The organism is Rhizobium leguminosarum (genome assembly GCF_001679785.1).
Lineage (GTDB): Bacteria > Pseudomonadota > Alphaproteobacteria > Rhizobiales > Rhizobiaceae > Rhizobium > Rhizobium leguminosarum_R.
The window spans coordinates 3197455-3221259 of record NZ_CP016286.1; the positions used below are offsets into that span (position 1 = coordinate 3197455).

Below are 23805 nucleotides of genomic sequence, written 5' to 3' on the forward strand. Positions count from 1 at the left end.
GGAATGTCCATTGCTACGGCAGGGACGAAACGGCAGAATCTGGCAAAACGCAAAAATGCAGGGAGGAAGCAGTTGCGAACGCAGGTCGCCATCATTGGTTCGGGACCATCCGGCCTGCTGCTCGGCCAGCTCCTGACCGAAGCAGGCATCGACAATGTCATTCTCGATCGTGTGAACAAGGATTACATCCTCGGCCGGGTTCGTGCCGGCGTTCTGGAGGAAGGCACCGTCGGGCTGCTGGATCAGGCAAAAGCCGGGACACGGCTGCACGCCGAAGGCCTGCCGCATGACGGTTTCTCGTTGGCCTTCGACGGACGCGACCATCGCATCGACCTCCACGAATTGACCGCCGGCAGACGCGTGACGGTTTATGGACAGACCGAGGTGACGCGCGATCTCATGGAGCGGCGTGAAGCGAGCGGCTCCCTGTCGATCTACGATGCCGTCGATGTCGCGCCGCATGATTTCGACGGCCATTCTCCCTTCGTCACCTATGTGAGAGACGGTGTTGCCAAGCGCATCGATTGTGACTTCATCGCCGGCTGCGACGGGTTTCACGGCGTCAGCCGCAAGGCCGTCCCGGAACGGGCGATCGGGAGTTTCGAGAAGGTCTATCCCTTCGGCTGGCTGGGGGTGCTTGCCGATGTGGCGCCTGTCAGCCGTGAACTGATCTACGCCAACCATCCAAGGGGCTTTGCGCTCTGTTCGATGCGCTCGGCGACCCGCAGCCGCTACTACATCCAATGCGCGCTCGACGAGAAGATCGAGGACTGGAGTGACGATCGCTTCTGGGACGAGTTGAGACGGCGTCTGCCGGTGCATCACGCCGAGGCCCTGGCGACCGCGCCGTCCTTCGAGAAATCGATCGCGCCGCTGCGCTCCTTCGTCACTGAGCCGATGCGTTTCGGCCGGCTTTTCCTGGTCGGCGACGCCGCCCATATCGTCCCGCCGACCGGCGCCAAGGGATTGAACCTTGCCGCCAGCGACGTTCATTATCTTTTCTCGGGGCTGATCGAGCATTACCGCGAGAAATCGGATGGCGGCATCGACACCTACTCGCAAAAGGCGCTCGCCCGCGTGTGGAAAGCCGTGCGGTTTTCCTGGTGGATGACGACGATGATGCATCGATTTCCCGACACCGGCGATTTCGATCAGAAAATCCAGGAGGCGGAACTCGACTATCTGACGCATTCACGCGCCGCCTCGACGGCGCTCGCAGAAAACTACGTCGGATTGCCGTTCTGATATGAAGATCTGAGACTGAGGCGAGCCATGAAGGCCGCATTTTAAAGTGGAGGAAACTAACATGAAAAAGCTTGTATTCGCCGCCGTTGCGGCGGTGCTGCTCAGCAGCACGGCCTATGCCGACACCATCAAGGTCGGCGTCATCGGCCCGTTCTCCGGTCCGTTCGCGCTCCAGGGCAAGAATTTCAAGGCCGGTATCGACGCCTATATGGCGGTCAACGGCAACACGGTCGACAGCGATACAGTGGAAATCGTCTATCGCGACGTGCCGCAGGCCGATCCCGCTCAATCCAAGGCGCTGGCGCAGGAACTGATCGTCAAGGAAAAGGTCCAGTATCTTGCCGGCTTCTATTTCACGCCCGATGCCATGGCGGTGACGCCGATCCTGAAGCAGGGCAATGTGCCGATGGTCATCATGAACGCCGCCACCTCGGCGATCGTGACCAAGAGCCCGCTCGTCGTCCGCACCTCGTTTACCACCTGGCAAACCTCGACGCCGATCGCCAAGGTCGCCTTCGACGCCGGCGTCAAGAAGGTGATTTCCGTCGTCAGCGATTACGGCCCCGGCATCGACGCCGAGAACGCTTTCAAGGCCGGCTTCGAAAAGGCCGGCGGCCAGGTGGTCGAGGCAATCCGCATGCCGCTTGCGACCAACGATTTCAGCCCGATCATGCAGCGCATCAAGGATTCCGGCGCTGAGGGCGTGTTCGCCTTCCTGCCGTCCGGTCCGACGACGCTCGGCTTCGTCAAGGCTTACAACGACAATGGCCTGAAGGCTGCCGGCATCAAGTTCTTCGCACCGGGTGACCTCACGCAGGAATCCGATCTGCCGGCGCTCGGCGATGCCGCACTCGGCATCCAGACGACCTTCCACTACGCCGTGTCGCACGATTCTCCCGAGAACAAGGCTTTCGTCGAGGCGGCGACCAAAGCGATCGGCAACAAGGCCGAACTCTCCTTCCCCTCAGTCAGCGCCTATGACGGCATGCATGTCATCTACAAGATGATCGAGGCGACGGGCGGCAAACAAGATGCTGAGAAGGCCGTCGATGCGGTCAAGGGCCTTGCCTGGACGAGCCCGCGCGGCCCGGTTTCGATCGATCCGGAAAGCCGTCACATCAAGCAGAACATCTATCTGCGCGAAGTGACGAAAGCCGATGACGGGACCTACATCAACAAGGAGGTCCAGACTTTCGAGAAGCAGGGTGATCCGGGCCTGGCGGCCGTCAAGTAACATAGAGCGTCAAGACAGGCGACGGACTTGGCCTGCGATCAGGCCGAGCCCGTCGCTTGGAAGCAAGGGATTTCCATGCAGACAGTCTTCAGCATAGCCGTCGACGCGCTGGCCTATGGCATGGTGCTCTTCGTGATCTCGATCGGCCTTTCGGTGACCATGGGGCTGATGCGTGTCGTCAACCTCGCCCATGGCGCCTTCGCGATGATCGGCGGTTATATCGCCTCCTATGTCGCCCGCGACCTCGGCCTCGGTTATGCCGCGGCGGTCATCGCCGCCGTTGTCATCACCATCATCGTCGCCATTCCGATCGAGCGTTTTCTCTACCGCCGGATCTATGGCGCACCGGAACTGACCCAGGTGCTGATGACCATCGGCATCACCTTCTGCGTCATCGGCATCGCCAATTATGTCATGGGACCGACGCTGAAGACCATACCGCTTACCGGTGCGCTGCAGGGGTCAGCCGATCTCGGCTTCCGCACCATTCCCGTTCACCGGCTTTTCGTCATCCTCTGCGGCCTCACCGTGGCGCTCGCCCTCTGGTTTACGATCGACAGGACGAGCTTCGGCGTCAAGCTGCGTGCCTCCGTCGATGATGCGGCAATGGCCGCGGCCCTCGGCGTGCGCACCGAGATCATCTATGCGGTGAGTTTTGCCGTTGCCGTCGGGCTTGCCGCCTTCGGCGGCGTGGTCGGGGCCGAACTCCTGCCCGTCGAACCCTATTACGCGCTGCGCTACATGGTGACCTTCCTGGTCGTCGTCTCCGTCGGCGGCGCGGGCTCCATTCCAGGTGCACTGATCGCCTGTCTGCTGCTGGGCGCGATCGATACGACAGGGCGGTATCTGATGCCGGAATTCGGTGAATTCTTCTTCTATCTCGCCGTGATCGCAATCATCTGCGTCTTCCCGCGCGGCCTTGCCGGAAGGGCGAAATAAGATGGCGCTTGTCATGAACAACGAAAACGAAGGTCTACAGCATCGTCGCGGATTTATCGGCCGCGACCTCATCGGAATAGCGGTCATCATAGCCATTGCCGCGATCGGCTATTTCGCCTTCCCCGATAATCTCGCCCTTTTGACCCGGATGATCACGATCGCGCTGCTCGTCCTGTCGCTCGATCTCGTGACCGGTTATTGCGGCGTCGCAACGCTCGGCCATGCAGCACTTTTCGGCTCCGGCGCCTATGCCGCCGGGATCCTGTCGGCGCATTACGGCATCAATGACCCGCTGCTGATGATGCTGGCCGGCATATCAGGCGGCGCGGTTGCCGGGCTGCTCTGCGGCGCGATCATCCTGCGTGCGCATGGATTGCCGCAGCTGGTGCTGTCGATTGCGCTGATCAACCTCTTCCATGAATTCGCCAACAAGGCCTCGTCATGGACAGGCGGCAGCGACGGACTTTCCGGCATCGCGCCGGACCCGGTCTTCGGCCTCTTCGAATTCGATCTCTACGGTCACACCGCCTTCTTCTTCGGAATGGCGCTGCTGCTGATCGTCTTCGTGCTGCTGAGGGTTCTGGTTCGCTCGCCTTTCGGCATGCTCTGCCGCGCCATCAAGCAGGACCCGCTGCGCATCCGCGCCATAGGCGCTTCGCCGAAGGCAGCTCTCATCAGAATGTATGCGATATCAGGCGCCGTTGCCGGTGTCGGCGGCGCCTTGAATGCGATTTCGACACAGGTCGTCGGCCTCGACAGCCTGTCTTTCACCCAGTCGGCCGAAGCGCTTGTGATGCTGGTGCTCGGCGGCACCGGTTCTCTCTTCGGGGCACTTTCCGGCACTCTCATCTTCATGCTGTTCGAGGACTATGTCTCCGCCGCCAATCCCTTCCATTGGCTGACCATGGTCGGCGCGCTGCTGATCGCCGTCGTGCTCTTTGCGCCGAAAGGTCTCTATGGCACGGCCGCAGCCTTCATTGGTCGCCGCAGGGAGCAGCGCTCATGAGCCCGGTCTTCGAAGTCGCCAATCTCAAGAAAGCCTTCGGCGGCCTGGCCGTCACCAATAATGTCTCGCTCACGATGTCGCCTGGCGATCGCATCGCGCTGATCGGCCCTAACGGCGCCGGCAAGACCACCTTCGTCAACCTCGTGACCGGCAATCTCTCTCCCGATTCCGGCGAGGTTCGCCTGGGTGGCGAGGCGGTAACGAAGGTGGATGCGATTGGCAGGGTCAGACGCGGTCTTGTCCGCTCATTTCAGGTGACGCGGCTCTTCCAGGACATGACGCCGGCCGAACATGTGGGACTTGCCGTTCTTCAGCGCGATGGAAAGACCGGGCACATGTTCGGCAATTTCCTGCGTATGCCCGCCATCATGGCCGAGGTCGATGATCTCCTCGGCAAGCTCGGACTGGCTTTCCTGATGCATCGCAAGGTCAGCGAAATCGCCTATGGGCAGCAGCGGCTTCTGGAGATCGCCGTGGCGCTGGCGCTGAAGCCGAAGGTGCTGCTGCTCGACGAGCCGGCAGCCGGCGTGCCGCAGAGCGATACCGGCCGCATCGAGCAGGCGCTGGCCGATCTGCCCGCCGATCTCGCCGTGCTGATGATCGAACACGACATGGATCTCGTCTTCCGTTTTGCCAGGCGCGTCATCGTGCTTGCATCAGGCGCGATCATCTTCGATGGCCTGCCTGAAGACGTCACCAAGGATGCGCGCGTGCGCGAGGCCTATCTCGGGAGCTATGCCAATGCCAGCCATATCGCTTGAGGTCGAGAATCTGTCGGCCGGATATGGGCCGACGAGAGTGCTCGAAGGCATTTCCTTCTCCGTGCCGGCAGGTGCACGGCTTGCCGTGCTCGGCCGCAACGGCATGGGCAAGACCACGCTGCTCGCGACGCTTGCCGGGCAGACCAGGCGATACGAGGGCAGCATCCGCCTCGGCGATTCGGATGTCACGACGGCACCGAGTGCTGCACGCGCGCATAAAGGCCTCGGATATGTGCCGCAGGCACGCTGCGTCTTCCCGACGCTGACGGTTGAAGAAAACCTCTTCGTCGGCTTGAAGGCGCGACCGAAGACGGCGCTGGAGGAAGCCTATGCGATGTTCCCGCGCCTCAAGGAGCGCCGCCGCAACCTCGGCAGCCAGCTTTCCGGCGGCGAGCAGCAGATGCTCTCCACCGCCCGCACCATTCTCGGCCGCCCCTCCGTCCTGCTGCTCGACGAACCGCTGGAGGGCCTCGCGCCCGTTATCTGCGAGGAACTGATGGCCGCCTTTACCGACCTCGCCAAGACGGGAGACATGACCATTCTGCTGGTCGAGCAGCGCATCCAGAGCGCGCTCGATTTCGCCGATCAAGTCGTCATTCTCGAACGCGGCAGACTGGCCTGGACCGGAACGCCGGAAAATCTCACCAGGGATCACGAGGCTGTCGAGAGCCTGCTCGGGGTCGGCGGCCTGCATTGATCGATAGTCGGCAGAAGCTCGGGCTCTGCTGATTGCTCCCCTTTCGCCTTCAAGATTGCTCTTGGTGCGTCAAGCAATTCATGCAGTATATCGTCATGACGACGTCATGATTGACCTGTCATTATTATCATGCCTGAAAGTTTTCCGCTGGCGGAATTGATGGATCGCCTGAAAAGGCGAGAAACACCATGATCGATGAAGCGGCAGCAACGTAAGACAAGACGTAAATCCAGGTTCATAAACAGGATCGACGTTTATGCCGCTCCCTTTACTTGAACAATTGAGCTGTAATCGACCGGAATTTGTGACGTTGACGGGCGGAATTGCTCTGACGCTCCATCAATTTCGGTTGCCAGATACCCTATAGGGTTGCATAGTCGAACAGAACATCAAACGGGGGGATAGAAATGGCAAACCACAAGCCGGTCGCAGGTGATGTATACCAGCCTATTTTCAACATCGACAACCCGATCGACGGCAACATCCTGGACAATACCAGTTCCACGGATGCCGACGGAGATCAGGTGCGTCTCAACTTCGTCAATGGGCAGCGAATTCCGCAACCGGCCGATCCGAACGGGCCTGCCACGACCACCACAGTCGAGGGAAAATACGGCACTCTGACCGTCTATTCCAATGGTAACTACACCTATGAGCTCGATCACACCAACCCGGTGGTATCAGCGCTCGGCCCGGGAGACCAACTCGTCGACCAGTTCAATTTCAAGATCTCGGATGGCAAAGGCGCCACCGACTTCGGCTTGCTCAACATCGCGGTCGACCTGCCGGAACGCGGCGACGTCTTCGTCAATTTCGAGGATGTCGGCAACCACGACTTCCCGACGGGCTACAAAGGCTTCGATTGGGGCGCTTGGCACGATGGTGACGACGCGACTGTGCGGGAGGAAGCGGATGGCAACCACTATCTGGGAGGAGGCGTGTTCTGGACACCCATCCAAGCCGCCGATGGCGGCAACTTTCAGATCGAGCAATTCAGTGTCGCAAACGGCACATCGGACTATGACAACGTTCTGACGATCGAAGGTAAGCTGGACGGCGATACCGTATTCTTGGTCACGCTCAACGTCACCGCCGACAGCATTCATGACCCGCAAGTGATCGATCTCAGCGCCTACGGCGAAATCGACCAACTCGTGCTCGACACCGAACCCGTCATCAACGAAACGAGCGGCCCGGATTATTACGGCGCGCAATACGACAACTTTCACTTCATCGTTTGATTGATGGGGAAAAGGCGCCGCATCACCGAAATCTGTGCACCTTCACCGACTGCGCTCTGCGGCGCCTATCCGGGTACCAATTTCTTGCGATAGCTGACGGGCCTGCATCTTGCTAGCATCGGATCGTTCGAGGGGCACGATTATGCTGGGATGGAGGAAATGATGCAGCCAGTCGGCATCAGGTTAGCGGCGGTCATGTTCTCGCTCGCCGTATGGGCTATTATTATCGCTGTCGCATCCCACCTTTGGGCGACGAAGATGCCTTTGTTGCTTCTGACGCTCTACAGATAGGCCTGTCCTCGCCGTTGGCGGAAATCCTGCAGATCAGGGGCGCAACTGGTTTTGTCCCATCGCCGCGACGTTTGGCGCTGCGATCAATGTGCTAGCGATCCCGCTGCGCTTACTGATCTGGAGCGGGCTGCCCGTTTCACCTATCTGCAGAAAGCTGAAGAGGAAGATCTCGGCAGCATTCGGGACCGCGTCGATGCAAAGGGCTATGCTATCAACGAATATAGCGTCGATTTCATCTGATCGACTACCATGTAAACTCGTTTAGCATCCGCCCTGCTTGCCAGTGACCTCAGTGATCCGCACGGCAATGATGTCTATTAAGGAGGCCTCGCCGGTAATTGATCCTTGACGTGTTTCACGGTTGCCGGGTGTATAGTAGCAATGACTTCGGTCGATGCCGGACGTGTACGTGAACACTGTTGCTCCGTCCTTGCTTTTCATATCGAGTACAACGTTTTGCGAGCCGCCCTGGCTCCCGCCACTTCCTGACCACACCCAACTTGCGACGAACGTATCCGCTTGTCCGACAGGGTTATTGGTGATGGAGACCTGAATATCGCTCATTCGACCAGACTTGCTTCTGCCGCCATCCAGCCCGTCAAGATCAGCAGCCTTGAGAAGCTTTATTGACGGAAGAGGTGGCGCAGGCGGCGGCGGCGGGGTGCAATCAACGAAGCTGCAGTAAACCCATGAAGCCGACGGCTTGAGTTGATCCGATAGCGCCAATACGGCAACAAGAAATGCCGTTAGCGCAACAATCGCGGCCGTCGATCTTCTTAAAAATAGGGACGTCCGTGAACCGTTCATGCTACCCCCTCACCGCTTTGAAAGCCTCCCACCAACCTGTGGGTTTGTCTAGGCATTACTTGTGATGAACTTGGACGCCTGACCATGACGGCGGGTAGGTATTCCACACGTCGTCAGGACTAAATGCCAACCGCGCAGCTGGCGCCGCCGGCGCACAGCAGATCGTGGTTGCCGGGGCATCTGGGTTCAGCGCTCCGAGCCTTTTTCAACCGTGAAATTGTCCATCAATGAAAAATGCCGCAGGCGCGCATGGCAAATGCCGTTCGGAACTCGACATCAGCAGAAGACGGTTGATGGTATTGTCCTGGATGCCTCCAACCGGGAAGGCACACAAAAGCCGAGCCTCCTTGACTGCAACACCCGACTTTCGAAGTGCAGCTTGAGCCAGCGACTGCACGCGACAGAAACGGGCGGCAAGATGTCCCTCAAAGTTCGGCTTGCGTTCCCCACCGCCGAGCTTGGAAAGATAGCCAAAGACCTCCCCCATCAGTGTGGGATATACGGACAGAGTTGGCTCAAACGCCAATGCCTGGATCTCCTCGACGTTCTGCGGGAACGCAAATTTCGACGCTTCGATCTTGCTCGCCAGCGCGCGAAGAGCAGTATCAGGCTGCCAGGACATGGCTCGCTTAATCTCGTTCCACCGAACAACGTCATCAGTAACGATGCAGGCGCCAGTAGCTTGCGCCAAATACATGGTCATTTCAAAATTGGGTGCCAGCTTCGCTAGGTGAAACTGCTCACTGTTCTCACCCATCGCCGATCCATCCTCTTGCAAAACGGCCAGCGGGTCGTTCTCCTTTAACCTCTCGATCCCGAGTAAAACTTCTCTCAAATGTTCGTCGTCAAGTTCTGTAGTTTTTTTGAGAATATTGAGCAAAACATCGCGCGGGGCAGACATCAACCCTCGAGCGCTGTCTTCCTTCAAGAGTTCTCGCGTGGGAGCATCTTTCAGAAGATCTTTATTTATCCAAGTCGAGCGAGCCTGAGCCATCCCGTGCATCTGATCGCGCAGGTGAAGATCAAAATTGCAAGGGTCAGGGACTAAATTAACCGTACCCTGCTCAATCAGAGGCATCAATGTAAGAAAGAACACGACGCTTTTGAGAAACTCCTGGCGATATGCGCTTGGGTTTTTGACGGGATTGAATTTCTCATTAAGCGCGGAGGGGTGGAGAAATGGATGTTGGATGATCAATTCACCGAAGTAGAGCGAGGCGCCAAGTGCAAATTTGGTGATCATCGAAGGATGAATGGAACCCGTATAGATAGCTCTAGGTCTTCCATCTGGCTTTGGCAGCAGTTGGAACAAGTCAGTTTCCAGCGGCCACAAGCCTTCATAGAGTTGGTAGATATTGCTGATTTTTTCATCGGTAAGTTCGCGTCGAACGGTGATCCAGTCCTTTCGTTGGTCGAGACCCAGCACCTTCGCCACCGCGTTGAAAAACATCAGATTGCGCTCGCGAATGCTGACCTCTGTCCATGATGAACGAAGCGCTGCTGGCACTGATTTACAACATTTCTTGAAGGATAGTCCTGAACCGCATCCGCAAAGGTCTCGATCCCTCAGTGGCTCTTTCGGCAGCTTCTTTTTTAAAAACTCCCGTTCCTTTTCGGTTCGTCCGAATGCATCCTGATAGTAGGTGCGGCCATCCTCGAAACTAGCATACATTTCGCCGCCAAAACGCCAGAGATCATCCCTCGGCGGTAGAAATATTTCGTATAAGTCCTTCCAGGTCTCAGCAACCGTTTTCTCAGGGTAAAGCCACTCCCTGCTGCCGGCCGCAATATAGCGACGCGCACGTGCTTTCAGTACATAATTGACCTTACCGACATCGGCGTTGGAAAGTTTCCGCTTGCGAATAATCGCATCGGTTCGAACCATCGAATTGCGAAAATTACGGGCGAAAGTTCGCTTTTCGAGCGCACTAGCCCGCTTTTCTCACAGCGTCTCTGGTATTGATTGGGTGCGCTGTCGGCTGGCGTTGCGTGCACACCGAGGACGCGGGCGGCCGTCGCCGCGATGTTGGGCGTTTTGTCTGGTCCGGCGATGTATCCTCTGTCGTTGGCGGGAAGGGCTCGGGTCCGGCGGCATCATCGGGCCGCGGCGCATATTCGGGCGTGAGCCAGGGCAAATTCCTCGGCATATGGGCAGGCCGAAGCCATCGCCACCTTGATGCGGCGGACGGAGATGCGGACCTGGGCGCCGATCTTCAAGAGCTTCAATCGGATCGTGCCGCAGGTGGCATCGGCAAGGCGGCTACCGGTGAGGCCGAGGCGGCGTAGCGCACAGATCAGCACATAGGCCAAGGATGCAAACCAGAGCCGCAACTGATTGGCGCGCATGGTGTGGGCGCTGGTGCGGTCGGCATAGAGATCGAGCTGGCATTCCTTGATGCGGTTCTCCATATCGCCACGGGCGCAGTAAAGCTCCTCGTAAAGCGGTTGTGCCGCCCAGTATTCCGGTTCCAGCGAGGTGACGATGAAGCGCGGATTGGCCCCCGCCATCGTCCATTCGGCCTTGGCCACCACCCGCCGCCGGCATGACCAGCTGCCCTTCGTCGACCACAGGAAGTCGCGGAAGACGCGGGCAGCCTGGCCGCTTGCCTTGGCCGCAAGGCTCGCTTCCTCCAGGGCCTCGGCGATCTTCTCTTCCAACCGCTTGTTGCGGGCAAGGCCAAAGACATAGTCGACGCCGTTTGCCTCGCACCAGTCCATCAGTTCGTCGCGGGCAAAGCCGGAATCGGCCCGCAGGATGATGCGGACGTTGGGCCAGCGCGCGCGGATCTGCTTGACGATCCGCCCGACCTCCTCGACCGCGCCGGCGCTGGCGTCGATATTGGAGCGTCGCAGCTTGGCCGAAAGCAGATGCCGGCCGCAAAAGATGTAGAGCGGCAAATAGCAATAGCCGTCATAATAGCCGTGGAAGAACCGCCCTTCCTGATGGCCGTGCAGCGGATCGTCGGTGGCGTCGAGATCGAGCACGATCTCCTCCGGCGGCCTGTCGTGTGCGTCCACGAACAGCTCCACGAATAGCGCTTCCAGCGCCCCTGCGTCATAGGCGATCTTATGATAGCGCGTCGGCGCGCCGGGGCGGCCGTGCTCCAGCCGGTTCAACGTGGATTTGCCGGCAAGCACCGCACAGTCTTGTCGCTTCGGCGTCAGCCGCTCCGACAGCAGCGCAAGTACCGGGTCGTGGCGCAGCGTGTCGTGATCGTCGACATCCTCATAGCCCAGCGCGATCGCTGCAATGCGCTGCCCGACCAGCGTGCGCATGCTGTGGACCGTGCACTTGCGATCGCGGCCATCAATGAAGCAGCCGGCCACCCGGTCGAATAGCCCGATGGCCCCATCGACGTGGCGAAGCAGCAGCGCACCGGCATCCGAGGTGATCGCGCCGCCGTCAAAACCAGCGATAACTTTGTGGCCGTCGAAGCCTTCAAATCCGAACTGCGCGGAGATACAGTGTGTTTGCATCGGGCCTCCGTAAGGAATCTGGTAAGCCTTTGTCGCAAAAGCAGTTTCTCAGATTCGCAGGCCCGATGCACCCTTTACTTTGAGAGATTCAGGCTAGTGGAGGGGTCCTGCGCATATTCGAGATTTGTGAGGATGAGGCAGAAATCTCGGGAGAGCGGAAAAATCGTTTGCGAAGCTTTTAGAGCGATCGAGGGGTCGAGCGGATACGCGCATTTTGAAGATTGAGGTGGTGCTGCATGATTATAAATCGTTACCGGGTGGTCGCTGACGATGAATTTTATGTCTGCGTCTTCTGCAGAAATGATCTCGCGCACTCCTTCGGCCCAAATCGTGCAATGCATCATACGAATGCCCTGCATCTCAAGCATCAACTGATTCTGGGTGAGCTTAGGATATTGCGTCCTTAGCCATTCCAGACCTTTGGGCGTTCGAATTTTCTGGATATCAATATATTCGAAGAGGGTTTGGAAGTGCCGATGCCATTCGACCGGATCGGCTTCGGCAAAGGCCTTAACAGCTTTCGATCCTCTCACGTCAACGCTGCCGAATAGGTGACGCTCGATCTCGTCGTTTACCGATGTTCCGAAGAACGTCGAATATAGGTCCGTTTGGTAAAATGCGCCCGTTGTATATCTGTCGAATAAAGCCCGTTCTGTAATAATCCGGCCGTCGTCAAGAACTTTTCGAGGTGGCGTTAGATCGAGATAGGCCAGCGTGCTCTTGCCGGGCTCGAAGAACCTTCTTTGGTACCACTGTGGCACATAGTGGTTGTCTCTAGTCTCAGACATTCGATAATGTTTGCAGCATTGCCCTGGCTATACGCAATATCAGCAAATGATTTTCCCCGGCTATTACTACAGCAGCGTCGTTTCAGGCACCCGTCGATAGCCGCCAACGGTGAGCCTTTTCTTCGCGCATCTTCATTGCGATGCCAGTACGCCTTCGATCTCGCGCCAACCCGGATCGGAGCGGTTACGCGATGGCTGAACATGAGACCAATGACACAAACCCTTTATCAAACAACTGAAGCGTGTGATGGAGGATTTAAAGGCGGGGCGTGACCACTAATCCGACATCAGCAAACTTTTAAAATAGTCCGGCTGAGCAGACGAATGCGGGAAAGTATCGCATCAAATCAAAGGGCGTCTTTAGGGCCGATACATGTTGCATTCCATGTTGCGTGGCTTTGCCGTCGCTGCCCGAAAATCAGCGGAAATTGCCCGCAACACGACGCACAAGACCAAGCGCAGGACTTGCCACAAAAGACCGTCTAACCATTTGTTCTTATCGGATTTTGACTGGTAGCGGAGGAGGGATTTGAACCCCCGACACAAGGATTATGATTCCTCTGCTCTGACCTACTGAGCTACTCCGCCACTGGTCAACGATACCCGCTCGCGAAGCGATGCCGGTTCGTGGGATGAGCGGCTTATAAGGTGCGCTTCGGCTTTGTGTCAAGCGCATGATCGAGAAAAACGGTGGGCTTTACCGCCTCCCGTTTCCGATGGGTTTCAGGCGGCGACGGGGCTGGCCAAAAGGGCCTTCAGGCAGGCTTCCGCCGAAGGTTCGCGCTCGGAGCGTTCGATGAAACCGCCACCGAAGACGCGGGCGTTGTCGCCGGGCGCCGAATAAAGCGCGCAGGCTTGGCCGGGCGCGATGCCCGCCTCGCCGACCGTCAGGTCGACATAGGTGCCGGTTGCTTTGACATGCAGCACGGCAGGCGCCGGCGCGCGCGTCGAGCGGACTTTGGCGTAACAGGCAAAGCCCTTGCCGGAGGCGGCTTCCTGAAGTGTTTCGTCGCCCAGCCAGTTGACGTCACGCAGGTAGACGCGGTGTGTCTCCAGCGCCTCCTTCGGTCCGACGATGACGCGGCGCGAGCGGGCGTCGAGAAAGACAACATAGAGCGGCTCGCCGGTGGCGATGCCTATGCCGCGGCGCTGACCGATCGTGAAGTGCAGGATGCCCTCATGGGTGCCGAGCACGCGGCCATCGAGATGGACGATTTCGCCGGCGAGCGCCGCATTCGGCTTCAGCTTGGTGATGACGTCGGAATATTTGCCCTGCGGCACGAAGCAGATGTCCTGGCTGTCGGCCTTCTTGGCGACGACGAGGCCCATTTCTTCGGCCAGCCTGCGGGTCTCGGCCTTCGGCAGGCCGCCCAGCGGAAAGCGGAGATAATCGATTTGTTCCTGCGTCGTGGCAAAGAGGAAATAGCTCTGGTCGCGGTCGGCATCGGCCGGGCGGAAAAGCGCGCGGCGGCCGGGATTGTCCGGCGAAGGATTCCGTCCCGAGCGGATATAGTGGCCGGTCGCCAGCGCATCGGCGCCAAGCTCTTTGGCAGTCGCCAAAAGATCGGCGAATTTGACGGTCTGGTTACAGGAAACACAAGGGATCGGCGTTTCGCCCGCCACATAGCTTTCGGCGAAGGGATTGATGACAGTCTCGCGAAAACGCTTTTCGTAATCGAGCACGTAATGCGGAATGCCGAGCGTTTCGCAGACACGGCGCGCATCGTCGATATCCTGGCCGGCGCAGCAGGAGCCGGCGCGGTGCACGGCGGCGCCATGATCGTAAAGCTGCAGCGTAATGCCGAGCACATCGTAACCCTGCTGTTTGAGAAGGCCGGCCACGACGGATGAATCGACGCCGCCCGACATGGCGACGACGACACGGGTCTCTTCCGGCTGCTTGTCAAAATCCAGTGTGTTCAACGATGGTGCCAATTCTGCGCGGTCACGATCCGCCCTTGCGCTGCAATTGCGGCGGATTGCTGATCTCCGGCGGGATCGGCCGCCGTCTCTCGATGAGGCACCGATATAGAAAGGATTGTCCCTGGACGCAAGGGGCGGTCTTCGGCGTCTGAGTGTTTCGCATTCCCGCACAAAGAAAGGCGCAGCCGAAGCCGCGCCTTGGAAGCGGGGGTGCGGCTCAAGTGCCGATCAGCTTGTTGCAGGCGAATGCGATGCCCGGATTGGCGATGATGGTGGTTACGAGCGCCAGTCCGATCGTCGAGAATGAAAAGCGTTTCATAGACATTCTCCTTTCCAGCCCGCGACAATTATGCCGCTTCGGCCGCCTTTCTCAAAATAACGAATGCTTGATGGCATCAGGCGGCATGCCTCACCCACACGGCTGATCCCTGCTGCCGCACAAGCGCTTCTATCTGCGTGACCAAACGGCCTTCAGCGCGCGGCCGTAGATCAGCGCCTCCGCCTCGTGCTGCGGCATCGGCCGGCCGAGCAGATAACCCTGCACCTCACTGAAACCTTCGGCGCGCAGCTTCTGCAACTGCTCCTCCGTCTCGATCCCTTCGGCCAGCGTCGTCGCATTGAAGCCGGAGCCGATGCCGACGACGGCACGCACGATGGCGAGATTGCCCGCATCCGTCTCGATGCCCGAAACGAAGCTGCGGTCGAGCTTGATCTTGTCGAAGGGGAAGGACCGGAGATAGCTCAGCGACGAATAGCCGGTACCGAAATCGTCGATGGCGATGCGGACGCCGAGCGCCTTCAATGCGCGCAGCCGCGGCAGGCTTTGATCGGCATCGGTCAGGAATACGGACTCGGTGATCTCGATTTCAAGCCGGTCGGCATTGAGGCCCGTCTCGTCGAGCGCCGCGACCACGGTCGAAAGCAGGCTCGCATGCCGAAACTGGCTGACGGAGAGATTGACGGCGATCCTCAGATGGGCGGGCCAGCCGGCAGCCGTGCGGCAAGCTTCCCGGATCACCCAGTCGCCGATCGGCACGATAAGGCCGGTTTCCTCGGCGAGCGGAATGAATTCCATCGGCGCCACCAGCCCGCGCCTGGGATGGCGCCAGCGGATCAGCGCCTCGAAGCCGCCGATGCCGTCATTGTCGAGCTGCACGATCGGCTGGTAATGCAGCTCGAACTGGCGCTTCTCCAGCGCTTCCCACAGCTCGGCGGTCATCACGTGCCGGCGCTCGGCGGCAAGCCGCATTTCCGTCTCGTAGAAACGATAGGTCGAGCGTCCGCTCTCCTTGGCGGCATAGAGCGCCAGATCCGCGTGCCGCATCAGCACATCCGCGTCGCCGGCATGGTCGGGCGCCAAGGCGATGCCGATACTGCAGGTGACATGCTCCCGGGCGCCGTCGAGATCGAAGGCACGGCTCAGCGCCTTGAGCAGCCGCTGCGCAAAACGTCCGGCCCGCTCCGATCCGTCGAGCTCCAGCACGACGGCGAATTCATCGCCGCCGAGACGGGCGACGAGATCGCCCTCCTCCGCCAGCTGCAGCAGCCGCTCCGACACCTGGCAAAGCAGCGCGTCGCCGGCGGCATGTCCCTTGCTGTCGTTGATATGCTTGAAGTGATCGACGTCGATATAAAGCAGCGCGATCGGGCTATCGGTGGTCGCTTCGACCGCCCGCTGGTTGATACGCCTGGAAAATGCCGCCCGGTTCGGCAGGCCTGTGAGCGAATCATGCATGGCGAGATGGGCAAGCTTTGCCTCGACGGTGCGCTCCTCCGTCACGTCCTGCGAGATGCCGAGCAGATAACGCGGCGCATGGCCCTCCGGCGTCGGCAGGGCGCGTTTGACGGTGCGCAGGATGCGCGGCACGCCATCGGCGCGCAGCATCGTCTCCTCGAAGCTGATTGCCGCATTGGTTTCGAAGGCCCGGCGATCCTGCTCGCGGAAGGCGTCTGTCTGGCTGGGAGGAAACAGCGCCCGGTCGGTTCGGCCGACCACGTGCTCCGCCCTCATGTCGACGATGTCGCCGCAGGCCTCGTTGAAAAGCACGTAAAGTCCGTCCGCTTCCATGTCCTTGACGAAGACGCCGACCGGCAGGTTGTCGACGATGCTGTCGAGAAGCGAGCGGGTATCGCTGATCTGGCGTCTGGCGGCGTTGACCTCGGTGCGATCCTGCACGATTGCCAGGATTGCGGCCCGACCCTCGAAACGCACTTCTCGGCCATAGGTCAGCACTTCGAAGGTCTCGCCGCTCGCCTTGAGGTGAACCCAGCGTTCCGCCTTTTCCATGTCGGTACGGCCGCTGATGGCGTCGATCATCCTCTCCCGCTCATGCTCCGGGCGGATATCCAGAACCGTCATGCGCTGGTATTCGTCCGCGCCGTAGCCGTAAAGTGCTGCCGCCGCTTCGTTGACGATGAGAAAGCGCAGCGTTACCGGATCATAGACCCACATCGGCGACGGATGCGTTGCAAACAATGACCGGAAGTCGTCGTTTGGTGCTTCGGTCTGCTCGGTCTTCTGCAAGGGGGCCATGGAACTTCGCGCGCGGTTGATGCCGATGCCAGGGATATATCGAGAAAACTTAAATAAAATCAGAATCATACACAGGGTTAAACTTTAGGCTTTCGCCCTCAGAATGTGCAAAAGCGGCGGTTTGCCATCGCGATCTCGGGCCTCGATAAAATATTTGAGGCACCATGGAACAATTCCCTCGATCGTGCGTTCTTGGGCATCGAAGTCGCAATCGAATTGCTGAGGAGGGTTCATGGGCAGGTTCGGCACGACGACGGATTACAGCAGGATCAGACACTGGATCGAGGAGCGCGGCGGCCATCCCGCCCGCATCAAGGACGCAAGCGATAGCGAAACCGTCCGCGTCGATTTTTCCTCTGAAACGCAGGAAGAGATTTCCTGGGACGAATTCTTCCAAGGCCTCGACGGCAGCAGGCTCGCCTTCCTTCACCGCACCAAGGCTGAAGACGATGTCGCCCGTTTCGGCAAAATTCTCCGCCGGAAACGCCGGCACCACTAAATTTATTGGTTGCTGACACGGAAAAAAACCGGCGCCGTTTTCCCGCGCCGGGTTTTTCGTTCTTCCTTGATCGAGATCCTGAGAAGGAAACTCAGTCGATATTGAAGGTCAGCGGTTTTGCCTGGCGTACCGCCTGGTGGGCGGTCAACTCAGCAAGCACGGCGTCATCAACCTTGCCGTCGACATAGAGCAGTGCGATGGCGTCGCCGCCCTGCTTGTCACGGCCGAGCTGGAAGTTGGCGATGTTGACGCCGGCAGCACCAAGCGTCGTGCCGATGAAGCCGATCATGCCAGGGACGTCGGTATTGGTGATGTAGATCATGTGCGAGCCGACATCGGCATCGAGGTTGATGCCCTTGATCTGGATGAAGCGCGGCTTGCCGTCCGAAAACACCGTGCCGGCGACCGAGCGCGTCATGCTTTCCGTCGTCACCGTCAGCTTGATATAGCCGTCGAAGACGCCGGTTTTGTCGCGCTTGACCTCGGAGAGCACGATGCCCTTTTCCTTGATCATGATCGGCGCCGAAACCATGTTGACGTCGGCGACCTGCGGGCGGATGAGGCCGGCGAGCACAGCACTCGTCAGTGCCCGCGTGTTCATGTTGGCAGTGATGCCGTCATAGAGGATTTCAATTTCCTTGATCGGCTCTTCGGTGACCTGGCCGACAAAGGCGCCGAGAACATCGGCAAGGCGGATGAAAGGCTTCAGGATCGGCGCTTCCTCAGCCGTGATCGACGGCATGTTGATGGCGTTGGAGACGGCACCGTTGACGAGGTAATCCGCCATCTGTTCGGCCACCTGCAAAGCGACGTTTTCCTGCGCCTCGGTCGTCGAGGCACCGAGATGCGGCGTGCAGACGACGTTCGGCAGGCCGAAGAGCGGGCTTTCCTTGGCGGGCTCGACCTCGAACACGTCGAAGGCGGCACCGGCGACATGGCCCGACTTGATCGCCTCGGCAAGCGCGGCCTCATCGACGAGGCCGCCGCGGGCGCAGTTGATGATGCGCACGCCCGGCTTGGTCTTCGCCAGCGCTTCCTTGTTGAGGATGCCGCGTGTCTTGTCGGTCATCGGCACATGCAGCGTAATGAAGTCGGCGCGGGCGAAAAGCTCTTCCAGCTCGACCTTGGTGACGCCCATCTCTTCGGCACGCTCCTTGGAAAGGAACGGGTCGTAGGCGACGACGTGCATCTTTAGGCCGATAGCCCGGGCGCAGACGATCGAGCCGATATTGCCGGCACCGATGACGCCGAGCGTCTTGCCGGTAATCTCGACACCCATGAACTTCGACTTCTCCCACTTGCCGGCCTGCGTCGAGGTATCGGCGGCCGGAAGCTGGCGGGCGACGGCGAACATCAGCGCGATCGCATGTTCGGCCGTCGTGATCGAGTTACCGAAGGGCGTGTTCATGACGATGATGCCGCGGCGCGAGGCGGCCGGGATATCGACATTGTCGACGCCGATGCCGGCACGGCCGACGACCTTGAGGTTCGTCGCCCCCTCGATGATCTTTTCAGTCACCTTGGTAGCGGAGCGGATGGCCAGGCCATCATACTTGCCGATGACTTCGAGCAGACGGTCTTTGTCCTTTCCGAGCTGCGGTTCGAAATCGACTTCGACGCCGCGGTCGCGAAAAATCTGGACGGCGGTTTCCGACAATTCGTCGGATACGAGAACGCGAGGTGCCATGAGGGCCTCCTTCAAAAGTGTTCAGCGATGAATGAATCAGGAATAGGCTCCGCCCTATGGCGGAGCCGGATGCGATCACCTCAGGCGGCGGCCTGAGCGAGCTGCGCCTTCTGTGTTTCGAAGGCCCAGGAAAGCCACGGCATCAGCTTCTGCATGTCGGATGCCTCGATCGTGGCGCCAGCCCAGATGCGCAGCCCCGACGGCGCGTCGCGGTAGTGGCCGACGTCATAGGCGACACCTTCTTTTTCAAGGAGGCCGACCAAGCCCTTGGCGAAATTCGCCTGGCCGTCGTCATCAAGCGCTGCGATGTCCTTGTCGACGATCTTCAGGCAGACGGAAGTGTTGGAGGCCGTTTCCGCCTTGACGGCGAGATTGGCGATCCAATCGTTTGCCGCGACGAAATCGTGAATGACCTTGGCATTGGCATCGGCACGCGCGATCAGCCCCTTGAGGCCGCCGAGGCCCTTCGCCCAGACAAGCGCATCGATATAGTCCTCGACGCAGAGCATCGACGGGGTGTTGATCGTCTCGCCCTGGAAGATGCCCTCCGTCAGCTTGCCGCCCGAGGTCATGCGGAAGATCTTCGGCAGCGGCCAGGCCGGCGTGTAGTTGACCAGACGCTCGACGGCACGCGGCGAAAGAATGATGACGCCATGGGCGCCCTCGCCGCCCAGAACCTTCTGCCAGGAGAAGGTGACGACGTCGAGCTTGGCGAAATCGAGTGCCTGCGCGAAAGCGGCCGAGGTGGCGTCGCAGATCGTCAGACCCTTGCGGTCGGCTGGGATGAAATCGGCGTTCGGCACGCGCACGCCGGAGGTGGTGCCGTTCCAGGTGAAGACGACGTCACGGTCGAAATCGACGGCGGAGAGATCGGGAAGCTCGCCGTAACCGGCTTCGAGCTTGCGCACATCCTTGAGCTTCAGCTGCTTGACGACATCGGTGACCCAGCCGGCGCCGAAGCTTTCCCAGGCGAGCATGTCAACGCCGCGTTCGCCGAGCAGCGACCAAAGCGCCATTTCGACGGCACCGGTATCGGACGCCGGAACGATGCCGATGCGGTAATCCGCCGGCACTTCGAGAATTTCACGGGTAAGGTCGATGGCCTGCTTGAGCTTGGCCTTGCCGACCTTCGCGCGGTGCGAACGGCCAAGGGCCGCGTCGGAAAGGGCTTCGAGCGACCAACCGGGGCGCTTCGAGCAAGGGCCAGAAGAAAAATGGGTATTGTGCGGACGGATGTCCGGCTTTGCGGTCTTCGCCATGATGCTATCCTCTCAGATAGAAAGCCCTTCGTTGGGGAAGGGTGTCCCGCCGCCGTGTGTATGGATCCGGCGCGTCATAGTCAAGATCGAAGTGTCGCGGGCGGAACATATTTTGACGCAGGGCGGTAGGGCCGCAATACGAAAAGCCGCCCGGTTGGGGGCGGCTTCTGGTGTAAGGCGATCGGACTTACTTGTAGATCGGCTGCTGCAGCGGGATTTCCGGCGGCGGTTCGTAGCTCGCCTGGGCGCAGCCGCCGAAGAGATAGCGGGCGCCGACGCGGGCTTCGTGGGCGGTGAGACCTTTGTCGCGGCCCGGGCCGCCATTGTCGGCATAGCCGAACATGTTGCCGCCATCGATATGCAGATAACGGTAACCGACATCGGCCTTGATGTTGCACGTCACGTCGATCGAAGCACCGGCCATCAGAGCATAGGTGAAGCGCCAGTTGCCCTTGCCGCCATGGGTAACCTGATCGTCGCAGAAGCTGCCGTCATCGGCGCAGGCGACGTTGCGCAGGTTCTTCCACTTCACGTAGGAACCACCGATACCGGCGCCGACATAAGGCGTGACGTAGCCATAGGTGCCGAGATCGACATAGGCGTTGGCAAGCAGCGTATAGGCTGTCAGCGAAGAGCGGTCGCTCGAAGTGCAGTCCACCAGCGGAAAGCCGCACTGCCCAACCGTCGAGCCCTTGAAATCCGCCTGGGTGAGATAGTCGAAGGTCAGATCGGTGCGCAGATAGCTGTTGATCTGATAACCGACACCGCCGCCGATCGTCCATGCGTCATCGAGATCAGCGTCGTCGAAATCGACTTCCGTGGCGTTGCTGCCCTGAAAATAGCGGGCGCCGCGCAGATCGGTAAAGGCATAGCCGACATCGCCGCGCAGGTACCAGCCGGTCGCTTCGGTGACCGTTACCTCGGGCGGCTGCTCCGGGATAGGCTCGGCAGGAGCGAAGTCCGCGGAATAGGCATTTGTCGCGATCAACAATGCGGCGAAGATGCCGGACAAGCTTCTTTTCATGGATCCCACTCCAAAATCTCGTTGCGTCGGCAGGCTCAATCGCCGCCAATCTGGTACGCTTCGTATGGATAATGAATTGGAAACGTTAAAAGCTGCTTAACTATAAATGGGAAGAAACGTTAAGAGAGAGATTGGCGGCAAATTCCTCGATATCGTGGAGTTAGGTTCAAGCTGGCAGCCGCCGGACTCACCGAAGACCGCCAGCTGCAACGATATGAAGTCCACACCGTCAAATCGCAAAGTCGGTTTCCTTCGCCGTCAAGTCGGTCGACTCCACTCGGCGAATCCTGCCGTTACTTCCATTGCGTCGCATTTTCGGCGGCGCAGCCGTACGGGGGCAAGGAGCTGCCAAAGGTCGTTTTGAGCTTGGCACAGCCCCAGGCATTGATCGGGCCTGGCATGGCATTGTTGAGCGTGATGCCGATTTCATCGTAGGGGCTGTCGGTGTTGGTGATGTAGCGATACCAGCGGAAACCGGTAAAGACGACGAATGCGAGAGCGATCGTCAGCAGCAGGCGCACCAATTTTTTCATGATATTTCCTTTGAATGCAAACGCCGCCGTGTAGCATCCGCGTGTGGAGGTTGACAGCACTGTCACCAAGGTGACAGCTCTGTCACCAAGGCATCGGCGAATTTCCGTGGATGCCGTTTCGGTGCTCACTGCGCCCGGACATGCTGCAGCCGAGGCTTGCTCCCTACCGGAAGCAAAGCTGGCAAGTCACTGACATCTTATCTTCGGAAGGGCGGAAACGGTTCCGGCGGGAAGACGATCCGGCGTAGATCTTCGAAGGCGCGCCAATAGCGAAAAAGCCGGCGCTTGCGCACCGGCTTTTGATATTCCGTCCCGAAAAAATCAGGCGGCGGTCCGGACGTTCGAGATCGTGCCGATGAGTTCGTTGACGATGCGCTCGATCTGGGCGCGGTCGTCACCCTCGGCCATGACGCGGATCAGCGGCTCGGTGCCCGAGGGGCGGATGACGAGGCGGCCGTTCCTGGCAAGCTCGGCTTCGGCATCGGCGATCGCCTTCTGCACCTGGATATCCTCCAGTGGCTTACCGCCGCTGATGCGGACATTGCGCAGGAGCTGCGGCACCGGCTCGAAGCGGCGGCAGACCTCGCTGACAGTCCTTCCGGTACGCTTGACCGCGGCCAGGATCTGCAGCGCCGCGACGAGACCGTCGCCGGTCGTGCCGTAATCCGAAAGCACGATGTGGCCGGACTGCTCGCCGCCGACATTGTAATTGTGCTGGCGCATATGCTCAACGACATAGCGGTCACCAACCTTCGTCCGGGCAAGGCCGAGGCCCTTGTCCTCGAGGAAACGCTCGAGGCCGAGATTGGACATGACGGTCGCAACGATACCATTGCCGCGCAGCTGCTGGCTCTCGGCCCAGCTCTCGGCGATGACGGCCATCAGCTGGTCGCCGTCGACAATCGAGCCGTTCTCGTCGACGATGATGACGCGGTCCGCATCGCCGTCGAGCGCGATGCCGATATCCGCGCGCACCTCGTCGACCTTTTTCTGCAGCGCGACGGGGCTGGTGGAGCCGCAATTCAGATTGATGTTGGTGCCGTTCGGCTCGTTGCCGATAGTGACGACCTCGGCGCCGAGTTCCCAGAGCACCGCCGGTGCCACCTTGTAGGCGGCTCCATTGGCACAATCGATCGCGATCCTCAGACCCTGCAGCGTCACGTCGCGCGGCAGCGTGCGCTTGGCATGTTCGATGTAGCGGTCGTGCACGCCGTCGACGCGCTTGGCGCGGCCGATATCGTCGGATTTGGCAAGCTGCGCATTCAGGTCCTTTTCGAGCAGATCCTCGATCTCGGCCTCGATGTCGTCTGAAAGCTTGTAGCCATCGGGACCGAAGAGCTTGATACCGTTATCCTCGTAAGGATTGTGCGAAGCAGAGATCATCACGCCGAGATCGGCGCGCAGCGAGCGCGTCAGCATGGCGACAGCTGGTGTCGGGATCGGGCCGAGAATAAAGGCGTCGAGGCCCGCCGCCGTGAAGCCCGCGACCATGGCGTTCTCCAGCATATAGCCGGAAAGGCGCGTATCCTTACCGATGACAACCCGGTGGCGGTGATTGCCGCGGCGGAAGATCGTACCGGCGGCAATGCCGACCCGCATGGCGAGATCCGGCGTCATCGGGAAGACGTTGGATTGGCCGCGAATGCCGTCGGTACCGAAATAGCGTCTTTTCATCTGCACTCCTGCGCTTTCCGCGCGCCATTCAAGGCAGCGCATCGTTCCAAGCGAATCCGGCTTCAGTGGAATGTCGTCAATCCAGGAGCGTGATTCATGCTCGCCTCAATTCAGCGGAATGCCACAAAATGCGGCGATCAGCACGTAAATTAGCAAGAAAAATGATTATATCCCGTTACCAATAGAA

The 23805-nt window shown here is 59.6% G+C and carries 20 protein-coding genes and 1 tRNA gene; 9 read left to right on the top strand and 12 right to left on the bottom strand.

Going from position 1 to position 23805, the window contains the following annotated elements; genetic code table 11:
- Nucleotides 1–72 precede the first annotated feature (72 nt).
- The 8 genes from pobA (at nucleotide 73) to BA011_RS15815 (ending at nucleotide 7654) form a co-directional block, all read left to right on the top strand.
- Nucleotides 73–1245, top strand: coding sequence for a 4-hydroxybenzoate 3-monooxygenase (pobA, locus tag BA011_RS15780; protein ID WP_065281153.1), 1173 nt, complete (start codon nucleotides 73–75; stop codon nucleotides 1243–1245).
- Between the two features lie 61 nt (nucleotides 1246–1306).
- Nucleotides 1307–2479, top strand: a complete 1173-nt coding sequence (locus tag BA011_RS15785; protein WP_065281154.1) for an ABC transporter substrate-binding protein — start codon at nucleotides 1307–1309, stop codon at nucleotides 2477–2479.
- 75 nt (nucleotides 2480–2554) lie between these two features.
- Entirely contained in the window at nucleotides 2555–3418 is an 864-nt protein-coding gene (locus tag BA011_RS15790) for a branched-chain amino acid ABC transporter permease (RefSeq protein ID WP_065282562.1), read from the top strand.
- Nucleotide 3419: 1 nt separating this feature from the next.
- The gene (locus BA011_RS15795) at nucleotides 3420–4424 is read left to right on the top strand and encodes a branched-chain amino acid ABC transporter permease (protein ID WP_065281155.1); all 1005 of its coding nucleotides are present in this window, start codon (nucleotides 3420–3422) and stop codon (nucleotides 4422–4424) included.
- The gene (locus BA011_RS15800; protein WP_065281156.1) at nucleotides 4421–5185 is read left to right on the top strand and encodes an ABC transporter ATP-binding protein; all 765 of its coding nucleotides are present in this window, start codon (nucleotides 4421–4423) and stop codon (nucleotides 5183–5185) included. Before BA011_RS15795 ends, BA011_RS15800 begins: the two co-directional genes overlap by 4 nt.
- On the top strand, nucleotides 5166–5882 hold the full coding sequence (locus BA011_RS15805; RefSeq protein WP_011653344.1) for an ABC transporter ATP-binding protein: 717 nt from the start codon (nucleotides 5166–5168) through the stop codon (nucleotides 5880–5882). Before BA011_RS15800 ends, BA011_RS15805 begins: the two co-directional genes overlap by 20 nt.
- 407 nt (nucleotides 5883–6289) lie before the next feature.
- Nucleotides 6290–7123, top strand: coding sequence for a VCBS domain-containing protein (locus BA011_RS15810; protein WP_065281157.1), 834 nt, complete (start codon nucleotides 6290–6292; stop codon nucleotides 7121–7123).
- Nucleotides 7124–7465: 342 nt separating this feature from the next.
- Nucleotides 7466–7654, top strand: a complete 189-nt coding sequence (locus BA011_RS15815; RefSeq protein ID WP_065281158.1) for a hypothetical protein — start codon at nucleotides 7466–7468, stop codon at nucleotides 7652–7654.
- 21 nt (nucleotides 7655–7675) lie between these two features.
- Here the strand turns inward: BA011_RS15815 and BA011_RS41680 are convergent, their stop codons facing one another.
- The 7 genes from BA011_RS41680 to BA011_RS15850 form a co-directional block, all read right to left on the bottom strand.
- A complete protein-coding gene (locus BA011_RS41680) occupies nucleotides 7676–8221 on the bottom strand; it encodes a hypothetical protein (protein WP_151343485.1) in 546 nt (181 codons plus the stop codon).
- 205 nt (nucleotides 8222–8426) lie between these two features.
- Nucleotides 8427–10106 carry an SEC-C domain-containing protein gene (locus BA011_RS15825; RefSeq protein ID WP_065281160.1) on the bottom strand — a complete coding sequence of 560 codons (1680 nt, stop codon included), beginning with the start codon at nucleotides 10104–10106 and terminating at the stop codon, nucleotides 8427–8429.
- A gap of 209 nt (nucleotides 10107–10315) precedes the next feature.
- A complete protein-coding gene (locus BA011_RS15830; RefSeq protein ID WP_065281161.1) occupies nucleotides 10316–11698 on the bottom strand; it encodes an IS1380 family transposase in 1383 nt (460 codons plus the stop codon).
- Nucleotides 11699–11772: 74 nt separating this feature from the next.
- Complete coding sequence (locus BA011_RS15835; protein WP_065281162.1) at nucleotides 11773–12486, bottom strand: DUF4238 domain-containing protein; 714 nt, start codon at nucleotides 12484–12486, stop codon at nucleotides 11773–11775.
- A gap of 511 nt (nucleotides 12487–12997) precedes the next feature.
- Nucleotides 12998–13074: transfer RNA gene (locus tag BA011_RS15840), tRNA-Met, on the bottom strand.
- A 135-nt stretch (nucleotides 13075–13209) separates the two neighbouring features.
- The gene (mnmA, locus tag BA011_RS15845) at nucleotides 13210–14409 is read right to left on the bottom strand and encodes a tRNA 2-thiouridine(34) synthase MnmA (RefSeq protein ID WP_065281163.1); all 1200 of its coding nucleotides are present in this window, start codon (nucleotides 14407–14409) and stop codon (nucleotides 13210–13212) included.
- Between the two features lie 448 nt (nucleotides 14410–14857).
- Entirely contained in the window at nucleotides 14858–17011 is a 2154-nt protein-coding gene (locus tag BA011_RS15850; RefSeq protein WP_151343486.1) for a putative bifunctional diguanylate cyclase/phosphodiesterase, read from the bottom strand.
- 163 nt (nucleotides 17012–17174) lie between these two features.
- Between BA011_RS15850 and BA011_RS15855 the strand changes: the two genes are divergently transcribed.
- Nucleotides 17175–17441 (top strand): hypothetical protein, encoded by a 267-nt coding sequence (locus BA011_RS15855; RefSeq protein ID WP_027668285.1) that lies wholly within the window; start codon nucleotides 17175–17177, stop codon nucleotides 17439–17441.
- Between the two features lie 91 nt (nucleotides 17442–17532).
- Here the strand turns inward: BA011_RS15855 and serA are convergent, their stop codons facing one another.
- The 5 genes from serA to glmM form a co-directional block, all read right to left on the bottom strand.
- A complete protein-coding gene (serA, locus tag BA011_RS15860; RefSeq protein ID WP_003542699.1) occupies nucleotides 17533–19128 on the bottom strand; it encodes a phosphoglycerate dehydrogenase in 1596 nt (531 codons plus the stop codon).
- Between the two features lie 80 nt (nucleotides 19129–19208).
- On the bottom strand, nucleotides 19209–20387 hold the full coding sequence (locus BA011_RS15865) for a phosphoserine transaminase (RefSeq protein ID WP_065281164.1): 1179 nt from the start codon (nucleotides 20385–20387) through the stop codon (nucleotides 19209–19211).
- A gap of 187 nt (nucleotides 20388–20574) precedes the next feature.
- Nucleotides 20575–21411, bottom strand: coding sequence for an outer membrane protein (locus BA011_RS15870; RefSeq protein WP_065281165.1), 837 nt, complete (start codon nucleotides 21409–21411; stop codon nucleotides 20575–20577).
- A gap of 293 nt (nucleotides 21412–21704) precedes the next feature.
- Nucleotides 21705–21944, bottom strand: coding sequence for a hypothetical protein (locus BA011_RS15875; RefSeq protein ID WP_064651403.1), 240 nt, complete (start codon nucleotides 21942–21944; stop codon nucleotides 21705–21707).
- Nucleotides 21945–22265: 321 nt separating this feature from the next.
- Nucleotides 22266–23618 (bottom strand): phosphoglucosamine mutase, encoded by a 1353-nt coding sequence (gene glmM / locus BA011_RS15880; protein ID WP_029871976.1) that lies wholly within the window; start codon nucleotides 23616–23618, stop codon nucleotides 22266–22268.
- Nucleotides 23619–23805: the final 187 nt, after the last annotated feature.

What these genes read in the sequence shown, in the direction of transcription:
- BA011_RS15785 (WP_065281154.1), top strand. Translation starts at nt 1,307, where the DNA reads ATGAAAAAGCTTGTATTCGCCGCCGTTGCGGCGGTGCTGCTCAGCAGC.
- BA011_RS15790 (WP_065282562.1), top strand. Translation starts at nt 2,555, where the DNA reads ATGCAGACAGTCTTCAGCATAGCCGTCGACGCGCTGGCCTATGGCATG.
- BA011_RS15795 (WP_065281155.1), top strand. Translation starts at nt 3,420, where the DNA reads ATGGCGCTTGTCATGAACAACGAAAACGAAGGTCTACAGCATCGTCGC.
- BA011_RS15800 (WP_065281156.1), top strand. Translation starts at nt 4,421, where the DNA reads ATGAGCCCGGTCTTCGAAGTCGCCAATCTCAAGAAAGCCTTCGGCGGC.
- BA011_RS15805 (WP_011653344.1), top strand. Translation starts at nt 5,166, where the DNA reads ATGCCAGCCATATCGCTTGAGGTCGAGAATCTGTCGGCCGGATATGGG.
- BA011_RS15810 (WP_065281157.1), top strand. Translation starts at nt 6,290, where the DNA reads ATGGCAAACCACAAGCCGGTCGCAGGTGATGTATACCAGCCTATTTTC.
- BA011_RS41680 (WP_151343485.1), bottom strand. Translation starts at nt 8,221, where the DNA reads ATGAACGGTTCACGGACGTCCCTATTTTTAAGAAGATCGACGGCCGCG.
- BA011_RS15825 (WP_065281160.1), bottom strand. Translation starts at nt 10,106, where the DNA reads ATGGTTCGAACCGATGCGATTATTCGCAAGCGGAAACTTTCCAACGCC.
- BA011_RS15830 (WP_065281161.1), bottom strand. Translation starts at nt 11,698, where the DNA reads ATGCAAACACACTGTATCTCCGCGCAGTTCGGATTTGAAGGCTTCGAC.
- BA011_RS15835 (WP_065281162.1), bottom strand. Translation starts at nt 12,486, where the DNA reads ATGTCTGAGACTAGAGACAACCACTATGTGCCACAGTGGTACCAAAGA.
- BA011_RS15850 (WP_151343486.1), bottom strand. Translation starts at nt 17,011, where the DNA reads ATGATTCTGATTTTATTTAAGTTTTCTCGATATATCCCTGGCATCGGC.
- BA011_RS15855 (WP_027668285.1), top strand. Translation starts at nt 17,175, where the DNA reads ATGGGCAGGTTCGGCACGACGACGGATTACAGCAGGATCAGACACTGG.
- serA (WP_003542699.1), bottom strand. Translation starts at nt 19,128, where the DNA reads ATGGCACCTCGCGTTCTCGTATCCGACGAATTGTCGGAAACCGCCGTC.
- BA011_RS15865 (WP_065281164.1), bottom strand. Translation starts at nt 20,387, where the DNA reads ATGGCGAAGACCGCAAAGCCGGACATCCGTCCGCACAATACCCATTTT.
- BA011_RS15870 (WP_065281165.1), bottom strand. Translation starts at nt 21,411, where the DNA reads ATGAAAAGAAGCTTGTCCGGCATCTTCGCCGCATTGTTGATCGCGACA.
- BA011_RS15875 (WP_064651403.1), bottom strand. Translation starts at nt 21,944, where the DNA reads ATGAAAAAATTGGTGCGCCTGCTGCTGACGATCGCTCTCGCATTCGTC.
- glmM (WP_029871976.1), bottom strand. Translation starts at nt 23,618, where the DNA reads ATGAAAAGACGCTATTTCGGTACCGACGGCATTCGCGGCCAATCCAAC.